Source organism: Oscillatoria salina IIICB1 (genome assembly GCF_020144665.1).
Taxonomy (GTDB): Bacteria; Cyanobacteriota; Cyanobacteriia; order Cyanobacteriales; family SIO1D9; genus IIICB1.
On sequence record NZ_JAAHBQ010000088.1, the window covers coordinates 1 to 19,164 of the forward strand.

A 19,164-nucleotide genomic window follows, 5' to 3' on the forward strand; every position below is an offset into this window, starting at 1 on the left:
CTGGGGGAGAGGTTCTTAGATAATCGAAGGGGAGCCGAGAATAAAGAAGATATACATACAATTGTTTGGCTTTTTCCCGCGCAAAAAGATGACCGGGAAATGTTCGCGCAAGTGGGCAAATTTTACCCAAATTTTATGCAGTTGTGCTATTTTAGGAATAAAATTCTTTGGGTTTATAGCCAAAGTCGCGCACTTAAAAAAGATTTGAAACAACTTAGCGATCGCGTCCAAAAAACCGTCGATAATTTAGGCTCCCGCGTTCTCCAATCTCCCCTCAATCTTGAAGATTTACAACAAGATTTAACTAGCACCTTGACAATTTTCTCGATTTATGCAACGCGATTAAGCTATCTCGAAGAATATCGCTATACAATCGAAGTTAATGCCAATAATTACCAAAAACGTTTAGAGCGTTTTCAGCAAATCGATCCCGAAAGTGATTTAGAATTTTTGCGAGATTTCCAAGATTATACCTTTGAAAAGTATTTACCTCAAGTAGTTAGCGATTATAACAGCCTCAGCGCGGGTTTGAAGTTACTGGATAATGCAATCAAAACGATTGAAGGAATCATCGAAATCGAATAAGCAAGAAATAACCGACAGCAAACGCAGCGCGAAAGTCGTCTCAACGAAACGATATTTATTGTTAGCGCGGGAATTGGGACTGCATCCGCATCGGCTTCCGCGATCGCCAATTTTGCTGCTAGAATCCTAATTAAATTAGCACCCTTTATCCCCGAAGATTCTTATTGGCATTTGTGGATAAGTTATTTCTTCGCTTTGGGATTAAGTTTAGTGGTAGGAATACTCGCAAGTTTGATTACTGGTTGGTTTCTGAAACCAGAATGGAGAAGCAAATATCGAGGTTAAAATGTAGGGAAAAATCCCCTCTAGTTGCCCTTCTATCTACTTTTTGGTTCAATTATTTCTAAGACAGATTTGGGTAAGAGTTTATTTTTAAACCAAACTATTTTTGCGGGAACTTCGTTAATTTTTACGCCCGCTTTTTCTAAATTTAAACGTTCGGAAACTGCTAAAATTAAATTATCTCGAGCGGATTTTCTAACTTGAGAAAATTTCTTTTGTAAATATTCGGGTCGCCAGTAACCAACTATTTCTAGTAAGTATTCTCTCCCGTCAGGATGCACCAAACGAAAATCAGGAATCATCACGCTACCAGGAATAGGAATTAAGTCTACTTCTCTTTCTAGTTTCCATTCGGTTTTCGTTTTTTGCCACTTTTTCGCAAAGGATTCTTCAATCATACTATCATAAGGTTTTCCTGGGGGATAATGACTGACTAATTCACAGTTATCTTGTAAGGTGAAATAGCCTGTTTTTGGTTGACCTGTGTAATAATCTTTATTTTCTAATTTGGCTTTTAAACTCCATTTGCTGACGTGCAATAAGGCTGGTAACATTTTCGCTAAGGCTAATCCATAGCGAGTGCTAGGTTTAAATAAGCTTACGGGTCCGTCAATGGTAATTGTAAATCCTTGGTCGGCATCTCCTTCGATATATGCCATTAATTGAAATAACTTTAAATAGCGAAATAAAAGTTTGTATTCGCCTGGATCATTACGGTGAGCGTTGATTATAATATTACTAGCACGATAAAAAATCCCTTGAACTTGAGCTAAGTTATAACGATGTAAAAGGGCTTCGGGCGTTGGTTCGTCGAATTGCGTTAAAATGCGATTTTCTTGTAAGTCGGCGTAAAGTCCTTTAATAATTTCGTCGGGTAAAACTTCTCGCTTGAGTTTTTGAGATAAACTACTAGCTAAAGTTTCCAGTGTTTGAGGACGATTTGCAGGGGTGGGTGTGGTAGTTGCAGCTTGAGCAAAAACTCGCTGACGCAACAATTGCGGTTCGAGGGGTGAGACAATTTCAAAGGTGGAAAAGCTATTTTTGAGGATGTGAGCTAGTCCCCGTCGGGTGCGATAATCAGGGTTGTCTGCTTCTTGTTCTTGTAATTGGCGATCGAGTGAGGCTTGGGTATCGGCGATCGCGTCTTTGAAACAAGTGATAATTTCACTAGCAAGGGATTTTGCTCTCGAATCGATGGGTATTCGTTTGGGAATGACAGTTTCGCCGTTTTGTCTGTTGATTAGTAGTTCGCTGGGCAGCATTTGAGGTATTTTAGGTTATGTTAGATCGACTTCATACACTTTATCGAGCTTTGGAATGCAGACCAGATAGCTACCACGATTGGTATCGACAAGCTAATGTATTATGGGAGCAGGAACGCTACGAAGAGGCTTTGTCTAGTTACGAGAGGGCTTTAGATTATTATCCTCAAGATTATTGGGCTTGGTATCGACGCGGTAAGGTTTTGGAGTGTTTGGGTTATTTCCGAGAGGCGGTTGAGAGTTATCAGCAAGCGGCTGAAATACGCCCAAATGATTACTGGGCTTGGTATAGTCAAGGGTGGATTTATCTGGAAGAATTAGAAGAATACGAAAAGGCGATCGCTTTTTTTGACAAAGCTTTATCAATTGAACCCCAAGACTATTGGGGATTATATCGCAAAGGTGAATCTTTACGCCTCTTAGAGCGCTATTCCGAAGCAATTGCTTGCTATGAGAGAATTCTCGATTTGCGCCCTCACGATTTCTGGACGTGGTATCGTCAAGGTGATTGTTTCCGTAGTCTGGGAGAGTTACAATCAGCTCTGGAATGCTACGATCGCGCTTTAGAAACAAAACCAGAGGATCATTGGGCTTGGTATCAGCGTGGAAATATTTTACAACAACAAGAGCGATTTTCTGACGCGATCGCTGCTTACCAGCAAGCTGTAAAATTTGACCCAGAAGCCGATTTTGCTTGGTACGATTTAGCTTGTTGCTATGCTTTGCGAGGAGATCGAGAAAAATCTCTGGCATCATTAAAAGAAGCGATCGCACTTTACCCAGAAAGATATCAACTTGAAGCTGTATCTAATTCAGATTTCGATAATTTACGCCAAGACGAACAATTTAATAGTTTACTGCAAAGCTAATATTTTAGCCCGCGTAGGGGGAACCTAGTCCGTGTAGCCTATCCTTCAGTCGTCGGAGTTTAGTCAATCGGTAAAATTCTGACTCGAAAACGGTTTAAATCAATAGTAATTAAAGCACCAGCTTCTAGTTCTGATTCAAAGCGACGCAGTGAGTCAATGATGATAGTTTCTATGCTACTAGGAAATATATCTTGAGTTCGTACTTGAATGACACTAGGCGATCGCACTTGTGTTACAGCTAAGATAGCTCCAAAATCGAGGTCATTAGTGAAAATAACGTAACCATTCGTATTTGCCCATGTAATTATATCGCGATCGGGCGCAGCAGGATCTCCCACTTTAGACCAGTGAACTCAAAGTTGTGTTTTTCAAACACTTTTACCCACTCAGGTGAGAGATTCATATCGATGAGAATTTTCATTTTACTTCTAGGGATATTTCCCTTTCTTCAACTCTCCATGCTGCATAACTAAGAGCTTCATAAATGTCTGCTTCTTCAAGGTATGGATAAGCTTGCAAAATTTCTGGAACAGAATGACCAGATGCCATTAAACTAACAATGGTACTGACAGTTACCCGCATTCCTCTAATGCAAGCTTTTCCACCCATAACTTCAGGATTTCGAGTAATTCGAGAAAGTTGTTTCATGGTTAATATAATATTTTCTCCTCTTGAAAAATTGGTAACTGATTACTGATAACTGATTTGAGTCATGCGCTCAAAAACCAAACGAGACATCTGCGGAAAAATATTCCAGTTTTGAGCGTAAGCGCGATCGCTAGCAAAAACAGCTAAAATATAAGCAGTTCGCCCATCTTTAGTTGACACAAATGCCACTTCATGTCTCCCCGTAGAAGTCCAACCTGCTTTAGAAAAGAAATACACATCTTCAGGTAAAGACTCTCCAAAAAAGCCTCGCACTGGGTTAAAAACTCCCGGTGCAGCTTCAAGATTTTGCCAAACTTGAGGGTTTAAATCTCTTGCTAATAAACTCATCATTTCTTCACTAGCTCTGGCTGAAATTGCTCGTCTGGTAACAATTTCATACATCAATCTTGCTGCTTGCTCGGTAGTAATTAAATTACGCAAAACACCGTTAGCAGTTTGCCGCATTTGTCGCTCGCGTCCCGTTGGTTTTTGCTGATTTAAGTATAAAATAGGATAAGTTTTGTGCGCTATATCAAGATTTTGGTAGCCTGCTTTTTGGAAAAACCGATTGATTTGCGTGCGCTTTTTTAGCCAAGTTTGATATTCTTCACCCGTTAATTCTCCCCCCGGTTCAGTATTAGTAACTGCATCAATAATCCGGCTAGCAGCATCATTTTCTGACTCAGTAACCATTTTTTGCAAATCAGTCATTAATTGCTGTTCTGGCGTTAACAATCCCGCTTCTAGTTGTCCGGAAAAAGCTACCAACCAAAACAATTTTACCACACTAGCAGGATATCTAAATTGTTCTTGTTGATATCCGGCGATTTCGCCAGAATTAACATTAATTAAAGTAACTGATAACCCAGCTTGAGTAAGTTTTTTACTCGCAGCTAAACTGACAACTTCATCAACAACAGTTTGTAAGTTTTGACTGGCTTGAAAATTAGGAGCAATAGTAGCATTATAAACCAATTCTCCGTTTTCCATCCTCAGTTTAGGAGTAGGGACAGAAGAAGGTGCTATAGTTGGTGGGACTAAGTTGCGTTCGAGTTTAGGAAGAATTGCGAGAGTAGCGATCGCTGCTAACAATGCTACAATCGTCATTAGTTTACCGAAGATTCCTCGATCGGAAGATTTAGCTTTTTGTCGGGGAACAGATGGGGCATAATTAGATGTAGCCTGAGCGGGAGAAGAAGCTGCTGTAACTTGGGCTGAATTTGCTTTTATTTCCGCTTGAGCAGGAAAAAACAAACTTAAAATTAGCCGCGAAAAAATCCACCAACCAGCCCGGAAAATTAAAACTATTAACTCGCTCAGTTTCGCCAAAAACCACCAACAACCGCGCAAACTTAGAACTATAATTTTGATAATTCCATAAGATACTAACCAACCTCCTTGGAAAAATATTTGGATTAAATTGAGGTAAAATCGTACTTGTTTATAATTTATCTTTGAGCGAGACTTTCGTTTTGGTTTTGTTCGTTTCCGAATTTGAGTTGAGCGTTTTTTGGTTTGCTGAGGTAAATTTCGCTTTAAGTAAGCTATTTCTTGACGCAGTTGGATATTTTCTTGTCGCAGTTGATAAAGACTCAAATAAGCTCGATCTAGCTCCGAGCGCAGATCGGCAATTTCTTCATAAGGACTATACCAGTCTAACTTTTCTTGCTGCTTCACTGTAGCTCAAGTTTCCTCAAATTTGCTCTGAACAGAAACACATCCATTATTGTTATAAAGGTAGTATACTACGTCTTTCTACAAATTTTCTTACTTTCTTGACAAAAAAGCAATTATTTGCTTATTCATATTTCTTTATTTGGTGGCTTGGAAAAGAAAATCCAAGTGTTGAAAATTGCCGCGATCGCGAAAAGCGCAAACGATAGCCAAAAACCGAATTCATAAGTTATTCCTAAAAAACCTTCACCTTTAATTAAAGCTTCCCGCGCTATTTTAACCTTCAGTAGCCACAGCAAAATCGCTCCAATTAAACCCATTATTGCGGGGATAATCGCCTTTTTTTTCAACTTCAAAAAACTCGTAGCTAACCCAACAAAACCACAAATAAATGCGGTAGTTGCCAAAGGTTCGGGCGGAAATTTTTCTTGGTCAAATTCTCCAATAAACAAGCTAGGTTTTTCAATGTTGGTACCTACTGCAAGCTGAATACCGGTGAGCTTAACTATTACTCTTTTTTCACAAGAAACTGTCACAAAAGGAAGAAAAAAACAAATTAAAATTAGTGCAAAAATTGCTGGAGATAGTTTCTTGTTCATTAATAGCATAGACCCCAGAATGTCCGCCTACTTATAAAATACAAAAATAAATCGCCAATTTAATTAACCATTTATTGCCAATTATTGAGCGATCCTCTCAGCAAAAGTTTTCTGAGCTTCCGGAGAACCTATATATCGCCAATGCCAAGGTTCGTAACTAATCCCTTGAGGATTATTCTGAGGAAAAGATAACTCAAAACCAAAATTTTGAGCATTCATTTTTAACCATTGATAAGCTGGTGTATTTTCAAATTCACGAGTAATATCTCGGTTAGGAAAATTCCCATCAGTCAAATCAATTGCATAACCTGTATGATGTTCGCTATAACCAGGAGGTGCAGATACTTTGGCTGCATTTTCTTCCGATCCTCGACGTTTAACTTGAGCTTCAAATAACTGTTTTTGGGCTTTGAGCGTCCGAAATCCCGACACAGGTACGAGCCAAATACTATCTTGTCGAGCAGCATAAATCATCTTCATTAATTCTTTTGCTGCTTCGGGGTGAAGAGACTCAAATCGTTGATATTCTCCGGTACCATAGCTAGAAATTACTGTCATGACATCTGGCTCGGCTTCGGGATAGTGAAAATGTCCATATAAGCTTTCACGATCGCCGATTTCAATTGGAGTTTCTGTTGGTAGTTGATTTTCCTCAGTCGCTGTTTCTGAAGAATCATTGGTTGTTGATTCTAGTAAAAAATAATGCGTCAATAATCCCGCAGCTATTGCTAAGACAAAAATTATTATTAAAGGAACCAAGATGGTTTTAAAGCGGCGGAAATATCCTCTTAAATATTTCATAATCGAGTTTATTCGGAAATTTCCGAACTAGCTATCTTCCATTTGCCATCTACTTGTTCTAACTCGTAGATTACTGTAACTGTACCAAATCCGCTTCTGGCTGGATCGATTCTGCCATTTCTTTTTAATGTTTGTTGTTCGGTAACTTTGACTGTAATTTCTGCGCGATCGCCGTTGCTAGTAAATCCTTCCACACCATCGATTCTTTGTTCGCCGTATTCATAGAAAGCATTATTATTTTCTAACCATTCAATTGAGCCACCTACACCAGCCGTTTGCTCGAATTGCTCCCCAGTAGTAATTTCTGCTGCAATTTGGCGATCGTAAGGTGGTGCAAACATTAATTGTTTGGCTTCTAACCAACGATTAATTAAGCTGAGAGCATCTTGTTGAGTAAAAGATGAAGTATCAGTAGGATTTACTGAGTTAGGATTATCAACTCCGGTTCGATCGGGAAAGGCGATAATCGCGATCGCCCCTACTGCAAGAATACCAATTGTACTTCCCACGATCGCTGGTTTGAGCCAATTAGGAAAATTAGCAGTGTGGTTATTACTAGATTTTAGTTGGGAAGGAGGAGATAAAGTTGGTGACGATCGCTGTTTCGCAATCGTTTCTGGAGGTATTGTAGGAGGAATCCCCTTTGACTGAGGTTGTAGCGCTGCTAGCATTTCTAAAGCGTGAGAATAGCGATCGCTTGGATGACTAGCAATGGCTTTATCGATAACTGCGGCGAAATTAGGAGTAACCGTCGGTGCAAGCGATCGCCAATTAATTTCTCCTGTCGTGCGATCGTTAGGTAACTCTTGGGGTATTTTCCCTGTCAGCAAATAAATCGCAGTCAACCCTAAACTATATAGATCGCTAGCATACACTGGTCGTCCTGCGGCTTGTTCGGGAGGCATAAAACCTGGAGTCCCCACTACAATTGAAGGTTGTAAATTACCCTCAGCACTAATAATTGTACCCACTGCTTCCTTCACGGCACCGAAATCAATTAGCACTGGCATTCCATCCGAGAAACGCAAAATAATATTATCTGGTTTAATATCTCGGTGAACGATTTGCTGGCTATGCACGTAATCCAAAACAGGCAAAATACCCGTTAAAATCTCTTTAACTGTATTTTCAGCAAGAATTCCTTCGTTTTGCAACTTTTTTGTGAGCGTAGTTCCTTCGATCCATTCTTGCACCAAAAAAAACTCACCCTCAGACTCTAAATAAGCATACAAAGAGGGAATTTGCTTGTTTCCCTCTCCCAACTTTTCCAAAATCACTGCTTCCCGCTTAAACCTTTCTTGGACAATAGCAAACACCTGTGGGTTATTCGTCATTGGTTTCAGTTGCTTGAGCGCACACTTTCTCGCCGAAGGAAGATGTCGATCTTCAGCAAGAAAAGTTTCCCCAAATCCACCACTGCCCAAAGAGCGAAGAATTAGATAGCGATTTTCTAGGATCGAGTCCAACATTTGCCCTTACCGTGCGGTTATTTTCAACAATAACATTCCTGCACCTAAGCTGGCAGCGATCGCTCCTCAAAACTTTGCATCTATTTAGCCTGGGGAATTTCTACCACGAATTCAGATCCTTGACCCGGATTTGAGTTACAAAATAACAATCCTCCATGTTTGTCAACCACAATTGAATGAGAAATAGATAAACCCATTCCCGTTCCTTTACCTATTGGTTTCGTGGTATAACATGGTTCAAAGATTTTTTTTTGCTTATCTAACGGAATTCCTAGCCCATTATCGATAATCTTCACTCTTACCCGTTGCCCTACTTTTTCGGTACAAATCCGAATTGTAGGTTGATTTTTTTTACCAGTTAAACTGTTATCTTGAAAATACTCTTCTAAACTATCTATACCATTACTGAGCAAATTCATAAAAACTTGATTAATTAAGCCAGCATAACACTCAACTAAAGGTAAATTTCCATATTCTTTAATAATTTTAATACCGGGAAAACCGCTTTTCGCTTTCAGTCGATGCTGCAAAATCAGTAATGTACTATCAAGCCCATCATGAAGATCTACTTTTTTCTTCTCCGCTTCATCCAATCGAGAAAAGTTACGCATCGATTTAATAATATTTCGGATGCGATTTGCTCCCATTTCCATGCTACGCATTAAGCTGGGTAAATCTTTTTTTAAATAATCTAGTTCTATTTCTTCAATACATTTCTTTATTGCTGGTGAATACTCCGGATACTCCTGTTGATAAATTTCCACTAACTTTAGTAAATCTTTTAAGTATTTTTCCACGAAGCTCAGATTAACTGAAATGAAAGTCAAAGGATTATTAATTTCGTGGGCTATTCCTGCTGACATCTGCCCCAAACTAGATAATTTTTCCGCTTGAATTAATTGATACTGAGTTGTTTGTAACTGTTGTAAAGTTTGTTCCAGTTGTAAGGCTTTTTCTCTTTCTCTAGCTTCTGCGACTCTTTGAGCTGCCTCGCTACGCTTACGGTCTGTCAAATCGCGTATAATGACAACAACCTCCTCGCGATCGCCAGGAATATACCGAGCTTCATAATATTGCCAACATTCTTTTCCTGGCAACATTAATTCTCCTTGCTTTACTTCCCCAGTCGCTAGGCTTTCTTCCAAATAGTAGCGCGTCCATTGAGTTAAATCCTCAGACAAAACTTCCTCAATTTTTTTACCCTTAATATCAATATCCGCAGGGAAAAAGGAATCTTCTTTATTTGAACCAGGGAAATAATCTAAAAATATTCCTTCTTTATTAAGTCGAAAAATTAGATCGGGAATCGCTGTTAAAATCTGTTTATTTTTCGCTTCAATTTCGTGTTTTTCTGCCTCTAATTTTAGCTGACAGCGCCGATCCCGAGCAATGATACTAAACCCTTCAATTTTGCCATAATTTAAGCAATTAAGTAGCAAGCTCAGACTTACAGGAATTTCTTCACCATCCTTTTTCAATAAGCTTGTTTCCCCTTGCCAAAATCCTGTTTGTAGGGCTTGACTAAATCCCAAATCAGCAAAAATTTTTAGTGTCTTTTTTGACCAAAAATTAGTAATTTTTAACTGGGTGATATCTTCGTTTTCACTCAAGCCCACTAATTGGCGCCCAGCACTATTCAAATAAAGCAGCTTACCTTCATTGTCGCAGATGCAAACAAAATCTGCGATCGCTTCTAAAATATTTCCCGATACTTTTAACTTTAACTCACTAGATAAATAGCTATTTGACAATTGCATACAGTTCGAGAAAATTTGGCTCGCCTGGACATAGTTGGCTTGGGTGTACATTTTGATTTATCCCTTGAGTCTTTTATTCAACTCTTTTCTTTGTTTCAAAGCATTTCAGCTTTGAAATAACTCGCTAATTTCCCTTTACTTCGATCGAAATAAGCTAATTTAGTAGTTCCTTCAACCGCTTTTTAGTATTTCCCGAAATTAGCCAACAAAAAATCATTTAGTACCTGGTTTGCTTGCTCGTTGCTCTTGTCTTTGCCCAATTTCGCTTCTCAGGTTTGATCTGACTTTTTAATTTTACCTTCGGTTTTTTTGTGATTATTTTTGGCTTGACTTTTTTGTTTGTTTATTCTTAATTTATAAACATACCAAGCTACATAATTCAGACAATTATAGCAATTTTTTTCCTAATTGTCAAGTTGAATTTTAAAATATGTTTTTTTTCAATTTGTCCGTATCCAAGAACACAAAAATCCCTAAAATAAAGTTAATTTACTTGCGGATTAATTATCCTTGATTAGGAGTTCATTGAAAATCCGAAAAATCACGGAAATAGAGCGATCTTGGTAAACTAGAACAAGTGCTTTCGCGCAAGACAATTTTAGTTTAACCAGTACGACGCTAATGCTAGCAAAAAATATCTCAAGAAAAGAAAGAAATGACTAGTCAAAGCAGCAAGCGAACAGTTGTTAGCAGCAATCCCTACATTGTGCTTAATAATCAGGGACAAATATTAGGACCATTGGAACTAACCAAACCAAAGCATATTCTAGGGAGAGATTCAAATCGAGCAGATTTAGAAGTTCCTGTTGATTGGAACGTAGTTTCTAGCGTCCACGCAATTTTCCAGCAAGTCGGGGAAGAATACCAAATTTTTGACGGTGATGGTGTTAAACCAAGTACCAATAAATTATACGTCGAGAGGAAATTAATTACGCCCACAGAAGGCTATCTTCTCCAACATAATACCGAACTTCAAATCGGTCAAAACCCCAAAAATTTGCTTATTCTAACTTACTACAATCCTAACCGTGCAGGAAATGTTAAAGTACCAGCACAGCGTTTTATTTCTTTAGGTAATCGTTCAGTTTTATTAGGACGAGATCCCCATGCTAACCTGCAACTAGATGCACCGACAGTTTCTCGTCGTCATGCGATTATTGATAAAGACAATCAAGGACGTTATATTCTCCACGACCATAGCACCAACGGTGTTTTTGTCAACGATCGCCGCGCGAACAATTCCACGGTATTACCTCCGGGAGCAAAAATTAATATCGGACCTTATACCCTTGTTTTACAAGGAGATCGTTTAGCGATCGTCGATCGAGGTGATAATATTCGTCTTGATGCTTATAGTTTAGTTAGAGAAGTAAAAGAGAAAAAAGGTCACCTAAAAACACTTTTAAACAATATTTCTTTACCAATCGAACCCGGACAATTTGTCGCTTTAGTCGGTGGAAGTGGTGCAGGTAAATCCACCTTAATGCGCACTTTATTAGGAATCGATCCCACCACAAGCGGTAAAGTATTTTTGAATGGAGAAGACCTCCGCAAAAACTTTAACATTTATCGGACTCAGATCGGTTATGTACCGCAAGACGACATTATTCACCGCGAATTAACTGTCGAAGAAGTATTAACTTACGCGGCTAAATTACGACTACCTCCCGATATCGATCTCAAAAATATAGTCGAAAAAACTGTCAGTCAAGTTGAAATATCTCATCGCCGAAATACACTCGTGAGTCAATTAAGTGGCGGTCAGCGCAAACGAGTTAGTATTGGTGTAGAATTACTTGCCGATCCCAAATTATTTTTCCTTGATGAACCCACATCCGGACTAGATCCCGGTTTAGACAAAAAAATGATGTTATTGTTACGGAAATTAGCGGATCAAGGAAGGACAATTATCTTAGTTACCCACGCCACAACCAATATAACATTATGCGATCGCATTGTCTTTCTCGGTCAAGGTGGAAAATTATGTTATTTTGGACTACCCCAAGAAGCAATTTCCTTTTTCGGCATTTCTAGTGGTGATTTCGCCGATATTTATAATTTTTTAGAAGATCCCAGCCAAGTAGATGACGCCACCAATAACTTTCGCAACTCTAACCACTACCAGCGTTATATCAGCGATCGCCTCAGTTTTGCCAGCCAGCAACCAGGAGATTCCCCACCCCAAAAAGTGCGGCGATCGTTTTTTCCACAACTTATTCTTTTAACCCAACGTTACTGTCAATTAATTATTCGCGATCCCGTTAACTTAGTTTTAAACTTATTAACAGCACCAATTGGAATCTTCTTAATTACCTTCGCCATTCGCGACCAAGAACCATTTATTTTAGGTACTGAAGATGACCCTAGTTTAGCACCTTTAGCCTTGCGCGTTTTATTTGTTTTTACCTCTGCGGCAATTTGGGTCGGACTTTCTAGTTCTTTACAAGAAATTGTCAAAGAATCAGCAATTTATCTACGAGAACGACTAGTAAATTTAGGCTTATTTGCTTATCTTGGTTCAAAAGCAATTGTTCTTGGTGGATTAGCCATTTTACAAAGTATGCTCGTAGTTCTAGTTATTCTTCTCGGCTTTGCATCACCCGAACCAGATTTAATTCCTTGGTTTCTCGGATTAGAAATAACTACTTTTTTGACTTTATTTACTTCGATTTCCTTGGGATTAATGGTATCAGCAATTGTCAAAAATAGTTCCCAAGCAAATAGCGCCTTACCTTTATTATTATTACCCCAAATAATCTTTGCTGGCGTATTATTCAAAATGGAAGGCGTAGGCAAAATAATCTCTTGGTTAATGTTAAGTCGTTGGTCAGTAGCAGCCTACGGAAGTTTAGTTAACGTCAATAGTTTAGTTCCAGAAGCTCAAATATTACCTGATGGTAGCACAATTCCCCTACCATTTGAAACCACGCCAATTTACGATCCAACTTGGAAAAACTTAGGTTTAAACTGGGGAATTTTAATCTTACACGCAGTTATTTATTTAGCAATAACTTGGGTAGTTCAAAAGTGGAAAGATATCTTTTAATTCTGCATAAATATCTAGAAAAATCTTTTTTAGGATTAAGCCGACTGAAAACCACAAACAACCTAAATCGCGAATTAATTTGCCATTTATTATTCTGTTTCTACCCGATCGTTTAATCTAAAAAGTATGCTTAATTTCAAACGCCAACTTCCGCAAGCAAAGCTTGCATTTGCGACCAACTTAGTCCTTTTTGAATGTAATCAGGTACATGAGGATTAAAAGGACTTTTCGCCCTATCTACCCGGATAATTTTTGCCGTATCTGGCAATATAGGAACATCCGGATCGAAAGCAGTTGGACGCATTAAAGAACTAGAAAAACCTTTAAAAATAGCAATTTTATCTTCTTCGCCAGCAATTTCAGCACAAATAATCAAAACCTCTTGGGGACGTTTAATCGTGTAGGCTTCGAGACGTTTACCAATCAATTGATTCATCTTGATATTTTGGCGATCGCCACTTTCTTCTCCGGTGAATTGTCGATTGCTAAAAATCAAGATTAGCAATCCGAGAATCTACTAACTTTATTTTCTATTGTTCCATTGCAATGCGTCCTTGTTTACCCAATCTAATTAAAACAAAATAGGCAAAATAAACCACATAAACAATCAATCCCATCATTCCGATAAAGCCGAGGAAACCTGGTGTCGAATCAGCATGAAAAATTTGTTTATAAACTAAAGGCGCTTCCGTCCAAACTAAACAGAAAGGAGTTTTTACCGCTCCTTCGGAAAAACCACAAGGTAAAAAAGGGATAAAAAATAAAGCTCCGATAATACAGTAAATAGTCACTGCCCAACGCCACGCAGTCAGCATTAATTTTAAAGCGCTGCGAGGCATATCAGCAATTTCTTCATTAATATCCACCCAAAACCACAGAGAAATCGGAATCAAAATCCGAGCCGAAAAACTACTGAGAAAACCAATTTGCCACTGAGGAATCAGCAAATAAACTGTAATCATCAGTAGACTAGCAACACGCCAGTAAATAATTAACAAACGTACAATCGCATCAGAGCGACGGACTAACGCCCAAATTGTCAACCCAAGGGGAACAATAACCGTAAATAATACTGCCAAACGATAATCCATCCAAACCAGCGATCGAAACCAGAGTCCCTCTTCCATTACTTTCTGCTCTAAGCACCATTAAATTATTTTAAAGGTAATTGCCACTGTATCGTCCAACATTGAGGAGAGCGAGTAGCGATCGCCAAAATCTCTTGAGAAAACAAAAAGCAGTTGAAATCTCCTCTCAAAGATTTCAACTGCTGTGGGATTAACTTGAAACACTTTTAGCTCAAGCTCTTACTCAGCAAGCAACCAACCTCTAGTCTTCATACACGCGACACTCAGCAGCTTCAGGATTCTCATCACAGTATTGTTGCAGAGAATTTCTCTTTGGCTGCTTTTCCTTTTGATGCGCTGCTTCCGCTTGCAATTCTTCCACAGCATCCCAAGCAGCAGCACATTCAGCAGACTCAGATCCCTGAGTTCCACAAACGTTTTTAGCTTCCTGGCGTTCTTGTTCGATTTGTTCTTGTATGTTGCTCATGCTTATTCTTGTCCGAATTACTGGTTATTTACAAGAAGTTTTGCTAGTTTAGACCATTTTTTGTGATTTTACCAATGCTAAAATCTAGCATCGAGCGGCAGAGTTTTTGCCTAATCCCGGTCAGGTATTGTTTCGGCTTTACTCGTACTCGGCTCACTGGAGAGCGATTTTCCCTAACAGAGTTACCAACTTAACTGTTGGCACTAAGCAATACCGACTCGCTGCCCTGATTCTATCATTAGCGAATAGCTAGCCTGCTCTGTACCAAGTTGTAAACCTTTGTCCAGATTGCAGTTTTGACCACACTCTTGTCTAGTGAGTCTCGTTAAGATTAAATTAAGCTTCAATTGACTTATTTTTAGTTTCCTTACTTGAAAACTCATCAGCCGATTAACTTAATTTGCCAATGGCTAGTCAGATCCAATGGATAAATGCCTTATCAACCCGTGCTTCTCTCGAAGCAGCAGTCAAAGAAGTAGTTACCCGTATTCAGCAGTCTTTATCTGCTCCACCTGAGTTGGGTATCGTTTTTATCTCGTCAGCTTATGCTAGTGACTATTCTCGTCTTGTCCCCTTACTCATCGAAGAATTACCTTTACCAGTCTTGATTGGTTGCGGCGGTGCGGGGATTATAGGGATGAATGAGCCAACTCAGGTTTTGGAAGTTGAAGGAAATCCTGCGTTGAGCTTGAGCGTAGCCCATTTACCAGAAGTAACCGTACAGCCTTTCCATCTTTTAGAAGAAGATTTACCGGATCTTGATAGTCCACCTGATGCTTGGGTGAATGTAGTCGGAATTTCTCCCGAAGCGCAACCGCAATTCATTTTGCTCTGCGATCCCTTTTCCGCAAAAATTAACGATCTCATTGCGGGATTAGATTTTGCTTATCCAGGGTCAGTTAAAGTCGGAGGATTAGCTAGTGCGACAGCAATGGGCATTCATCAAAGTGCTTTATTTTATTACACTCAGGGAATGGCGCTTACTGATTCTCTACGAACAGAAGGCACTATTGGCGTAGCTTTAAGTGGCAAAATTGTTTTAGAAACAATTGTTGCTCAAGGTTGTCGTCCTATTGGTTCGGTTTATCAAATTGCTCAAGGAGAAAAAAATATTGTCATCGAATTGGCGCAAGCAAATAATTTACAAGCAAATTCTCGCCCTCCTTTGACAGTGCTGCAAGAGCTTATCCAAAATTTGAGCGAGTCCGATCGCCAATTAGCTCAACATTCTTTATTTGTGGGTATTGTCAGAGACGAATTTAAATTAGAGTTAGGGCAAGGAGATTTTTTAATCCGTAATTTGCTGGGAGTAGATCCGAGATTAGGCGCGATCGCGATCGGCGATACTGTTCGTCCAGGTCAACGTCTTCAATTTCATTTACGAGATGCGAAAACTTCTGCTGAAGATTTGCGATTGCTACTTCAGCGCTATCAGCAAGAAAAAGGTTCTTCTGGGTCTGCTGTTGGTGCTTTAATGTTTTCTTGTCTGGGACGAGGAGAAGGTCTTTATGGAAAACCGAATTTTGATTCTAACTTGTTTCGCTACTATCTCAAAGATATTCAATTAGGTGGTTTTTTTTGTAATGGTGAAATAGGTCCAGTTGGCGATCGCACTTTTCTCCACGGCTATACTTCTGCTTTTGGTATTTTACGTCAACCTTAAAACCATAATTTGGCTTGGTTGTCAATCAAAGCAGGTTTACCGTTTCGATCTTGAGCGCTAAATTTCTCGAAGTAGTCACGAACTGCGGCTGGAAACTGTGGAAAACTAAAGCTCGCATCACCAGCAGCAAGATCGGCCCAAAAATAACGTAACTCTGGAGCAAATTGTTCTGCTTCTGCCTGAGATAAGTTTAAAGGAGGAGCAGTTAACATTTTCAGCATAAACTGATAAGAGCGATCGCCCATCCATTCTCGCGATGTCTCTAACAAGTTTTCCCAACCTGGTAAGTCTTTAACTCGGTATGAGTTAATTTCTAACTTGGTTTTCCCCTGACTATCGGTTTCCAACTCCAAAACTCGATAAGGGTGAGGATAACTAACTAACGAACCTGTCGTAATCTCGTACAATCCCTCTTCCTCCGCAATATCCTGAACGTGCAGATGTCCTGTAAATACCAATTTCACCTGATATTTTCGTAACATCTGAAGCAAGACAGAAGCATTGTCCAGCAGATAACGTCTTCCCAGAGGATGCTTTGACTGACCGGGAAGATGTTCGATCAGATTGTGGTGAATCATTACGAGAATCAACTTGTGGGAAAATTGTTCAAGCACTTCCTCCAACCAAGTTAACTGGATTTCATCGACAACTCCCAACTGTTTCCCTTCTGCATCGAAATTATTAGAATTAAGAGCAATAAGTTGTACTCCAGGCAACAATTCGCAAGTGTAATAATGTAAATTCGGATTCTGATAACCGCAATCGGGGTAATACAAAGGAAAATCCTTCCACGCGATCGCGCCATCGTTACTTTCTACCACAGGAACATCATGATTTCCCGGAACCAGATAAACTGGAAAAGGTAACTCTTTCAACCGTTGTGCTAACCAACGATGATTTTCCGGTTCTCCATCCTGAGTTAAATCGCCTGGAATCAACAGAAAATCTAAATTCAGTTGTTGTAAATGTTCGAGAACAGTTTCTAGTGCGGGAATACTCACTTCTACCAGATGAAAACGTGTAGAATTGCTCCACATCGTTTCCTGGAGAGCAATATGCAGATCGCTCGCTACACCAAAGCGAAAATTTAGACTCATACAGTTATAGTTACCAATTTTTTAGACCAAAATCGCAGAAATCATTCTCCAGTCTAGAGCTAAACAATTTCAGTTTGCCTATCCCAACTAGCCAAATTTTATTCAAGGAGGTCTAAATTTGCCAAGAGTTCGAGTACGTCAGCACGTCAATCCACTGAGTAAACCATATCAAATTCCTGTAAATCCGCCAGATTGGGAAAAAGTTTACACTAATCCCCACCATCCCTTACATCTCGATCTCGGTTGTGGTTGGGGAGAGTTTTTGTTACAAATGGCTCAGATCCAACCTGATGTTAATTTTCTGGGTTTAGAAATTCGCGAACCTTTAGTCGAAAAAGCTTGTTTTCAGCGAGATGAGTTGAGTTTAACCAATCTCCACTTCATTTTTACCAACGCTAATACTTCATTAGCAGTTTTACTGAAATCTTTACCAACAGGCGTTTTACAGCGCATCTCTATTCAATTTCCTGACCCTTGGTTCAAGAAAAGACATCAAAAACGGCGGATAGTCCAACCAGAATTAGTAGATATTCTCGCACAGTATCTAGCAGATAGGGGAATCATCTTTTTACAATCCGATGTAAAATCAGTAGCAGAAGAAATGCGCGATCGCTTTCAGGAACATCCTAGTTTTGTCTCGCAGCACAGTCAAACTTGGTTAGATAACAATCCTTTCCCCGTAGCTACTGAACGCGAAAATTTGACACTCTCTCGTAACGAACCTGTTTATCGCGTCTTGTTCCACAAACAATGTTAAGCGCGATCGTCACCAGAATTAAACTTCATGCTCAAATCTAACCAAGAAGAGCGAGTAATGGGTGCGCTCGTGGAAATATAATCTACACCTGTTTGAGCAACTTCGCGGAGATTCTCTAAAGTAATGTTACCCGACGCTTCAATTTTAACTTGCAGATTAGCGTCGCGAATAAGCTCTACTGCTCGATACATTAGCTCACAGCTCATGTTATCGAGCATAATTATATCCGCATCCTGTTTCAGCGCTTCTTCTACCTCAGCTAAAGTCGTGGTTTCCACCTCAATACTTAGAGGATAAGGAATCGAAGCACGAATTTTAGCGATCGCTTCTTTAATCCCACCAGCAGCTTGAATATGATTATCTTTAATCATCACTGCATCATCTAATCCTAGACGGTGGTTGAGCGCTCCTCCTAATTGAGTTGCGTATTTCTCCAAAATTCGTAAACCCGGAGTAGTCTTGCGGGTATCCACCAACTTAGTCGGAAGATCGGCAATTTTTTCTACATACTCGCTCGTCAAAGTCGCAATCCCACTCATTCGCATCGTTAAGTTAAGAGCAACCCTCTCACCCATCAGTAAAGCATCAATTGGACCGTGGAGCCTAGCTATTACCTGTCCTAACTCACAATTTTGTCCTTCTTCCACAATCGGAACAAAGCTAACATCCTCACTAAGAAGGTTAAATACCCTTGCAGCCACAGGTAAACCCGCAATCGTACCTGCTGCTTTCGCAACCCAGTCAGCCTTAGCCACAGGAATATCTTGTTGTTGTAGTAGACCTTGAGTAGTGCGATCGCCGCGACCAATATCCTCTAGCAACCAACTTTGCACTAAAGGATCTAATACCAATGCAGGAGGTAAAGTAGCGATTCTCTTCATGCTTACCAGTTATTCGTTATCTATCTAGTTTGCCATCAGAGAAACTTTAACCCAACTTGCGAGCGCGATCGCTCCCCTCCACCTACTTCTTGTCAAAAAAAAATTTCCCTCAAACCCTTGCTGCCTCAAGCTTTCACAAAAAAACCAAAAATTTTTTTAGAAAAACCCTTGACACTCTTGGAAATAGTAGCTAAATTAGTAAATGCGCGGTTGAGGCAAG

Annotated in this window: 16 protein-coding genes and 2 pseudogenes; 5 read left to right on the forward strand and 13 right to left on the reverse strand. The window is 39.6% G+C overall.

Features of this window, described 5'->3' with window-relative positions:
- Positions 1-585 (forward strand): annotated as a pseudogene (locus G3T18_RS21040) (hypothetical protein); the annotation flags it as partial.
- 317 nt (positions 586-902) lie between these two features.
- Here the strand turns inward: G3T18_RS21040 and G3T18_RS21045 are convergent.
- Positions 903-2,129: a DUF790 family protein gene (locus tag G3T18_RS21045; protein WP_224412557.1), complete on the reverse strand. Its 1,227-nt coding sequence runs from the start codon at positions 2,127-2,129 to the stop codon at positions 903-905.
- Between the two features lie 17 nt (positions 2,130-2,146).
- On the opposite strand from G3T18_RS21045, the gene G3T18_RS21050 reads away from it, so the two are divergent.
- A complete protein-coding gene (locus G3T18_RS21050) occupies positions 2,147-2,998 on the forward strand; it encodes a tetratricopeptide repeat protein (protein ID WP_224412558.1) in 852 nt (283 codons plus the stop codon).
- A gap of 59 nt (positions 2,999-3,057) precedes the next feature.
- Here the strand turns inward: G3T18_RS21050 and G3T18_RS21055 are convergent.
- The 7 genes and pseudogenes from G3T18_RS21055 to G3T18_RS21085 form a co-directional block, all read right to left on the reverse strand.
- Positions 3,058-3,339 (reverse strand): annotated as a pseudogene (locus G3T18_RS21055) (DUF5615 family PIN-like protein); the annotation flags it as partial.
- Positions 3,340-3,415: 76 nt separating this feature from the next.
- Entirely contained in the window at positions 3,416-3,646 is a 231-nt protein-coding gene (locus G3T18_RS21060) for a DUF433 domain-containing protein (protein ID WP_224412560.1), read from the reverse strand.
- A 42-nt stretch (positions 3,647-3,688) separates the two neighbouring features.
- Positions 3,689-5,323 (reverse strand): serine hydrolase, encoded by a 1,635-nt coding sequence (locus tag G3T18_RS25800; protein ID WP_224412561.1) that lies wholly within the window; start codon positions 5,321-5,323, stop codon positions 3,689-3,691.
- A gap of 125 nt (positions 5,324-5,448) precedes the next feature.
- Entirely contained in the window at positions 5,449-5,919 is a 471-nt protein-coding gene (locus tag G3T18_RS21070; RefSeq protein WP_224412562.1) for a hypothetical protein, read from the reverse strand.
- Between the two features lie 81 nt (positions 5,920-6,000).
- Positions 6,001-6,720: a M15 family metallopeptidase gene (locus tag G3T18_RS21075; protein WP_224412563.1), complete on the reverse strand. Its 720-nt coding sequence runs from the start codon at positions 6,718-6,720 to the stop codon at positions 6,001-6,003.
- A gap of 8 nt (positions 6,721-6,728) precedes the next feature.
- Positions 6,729-8,189 (reverse strand): protein kinase domain-containing protein, encoded by a 1,461-nt coding sequence (locus G3T18_RS21080; RefSeq protein WP_224412564.1) that lies wholly within the window; start codon positions 8,187-8,189, stop codon positions 6,729-6,731.
- Positions 8,190-8,269: 80 nt separating this feature from the next.
- A complete protein-coding gene (locus G3T18_RS21085) occupies positions 8,270-9,997 on the reverse strand; it encodes a PAS domain-containing sensor histidine kinase (RefSeq protein WP_224412565.1) in 1,728 nt (575 codons plus the stop codon).
- 604 nt (positions 9,998-10,601) lie between these two features.
- Here G3T18_RS21085 and G3T18_RS21090 point away from each other — a divergent pair.
- Positions 10,602-12,992 carry an ATP-binding cassette domain-containing protein gene (locus tag G3T18_RS21090; protein ID WP_224412566.1) on the forward strand — a complete coding sequence of 797 codons (2,391 nt, stop codon included), beginning with the start codon at positions 10,602-10,604 and terminating at the stop codon, positions 12,990-12,992.
- Between the two features lie 136 nt (positions 12,993-13,128).
- Here the strand turns inward: G3T18_RS21090 and G3T18_RS21095 are convergent, their stop codons facing one another.
- The 3 genes from G3T18_RS21095 to G3T18_RS21105 form a co-directional block, all read right to left on the reverse strand.
- Positions 13,129-13,428 (reverse strand): DUF7734 family protein, encoded by a 300-nt coding sequence (locus G3T18_RS21095; protein WP_224412573.1) that lies wholly within the window; start codon positions 13,426-13,428, stop codon positions 13,129-13,131.
- 94 nt (positions 13,429-13,522) lie between these two features.
- Entirely contained in the window at positions 13,523-14,119 is a 597-nt protein-coding gene (locus G3T18_RS21100; RefSeq protein ID WP_224412567.1) for a DUF3177 family protein, read from the reverse strand.
- 202 nt (positions 14,120-14,321) lie between these two features.
- Complete coding sequence (locus G3T18_RS21105) at positions 14,322-14,546, reverse strand: Calvin cycle protein CP12 (protein WP_224412568.1); 225 nt, start codon at positions 14,544-14,546, stop codon at positions 14,322-14,324.
- Positions 14,547-14,952: 406 nt separating this feature from the next.
- Here G3T18_RS21105 and G3T18_RS21110 point away from each other — a divergent pair, with 406 nt between their 5' ends.
- The gene (locus G3T18_RS21110) at positions 14,953-16,209 is read left to right on the forward strand and encodes an FIST signal transduction protein (RefSeq protein ID WP_224412569.1); all 1,257 of its coding nucleotides are present in this window, start codon (positions 14,953-14,955) and stop codon (positions 16,207-16,209) included.
- Here the strand turns inward: G3T18_RS21110 and G3T18_RS21115 are convergent.
- A complete protein-coding gene (locus G3T18_RS21115) occupies positions 16,206-17,306 on the reverse strand; it encodes a metallophosphoesterase family protein (protein ID WP_224412570.1) in 1,101 nt (366 codons plus the stop codon). The two genes, G3T18_RS21110 and G3T18_RS21115, sit on opposite strands and share 4 nt — an antisense overlap.
- A 118-nt stretch (positions 17,307-17,424) precedes the next feature.
- Here G3T18_RS21115 and trmB point away from each other — a divergent pair, with 118 nt between their 5' ends.
- Positions 17,425-18,063: a tRNA (guanosine(46)-N7)-methyltransferase TrmB gene (trmB, locus tag G3T18_RS21120; RefSeq protein WP_224412571.1), complete on the forward strand. Its 639-nt coding sequence runs from the start codon at positions 17,425-17,427 to the stop codon at positions 18,061-18,063.
- On the opposite strand, the gene nadC is transcribed toward trmB, so the two are convergent.
- Positions 18,060-18,944, reverse strand: coding sequence for a carboxylating nicotinate-nucleotide diphosphorylase (gene nadC, locus G3T18_RS21125; protein WP_224412572.1), 885 nt, complete (start codon positions 18,942-18,944; stop codon positions 18,060-18,062). The genes trmB and nadC overlap by 4 nt on opposite strands.
- Between the last annotated feature and the right edge of the window lie 220 nt (positions 18,945-19,164).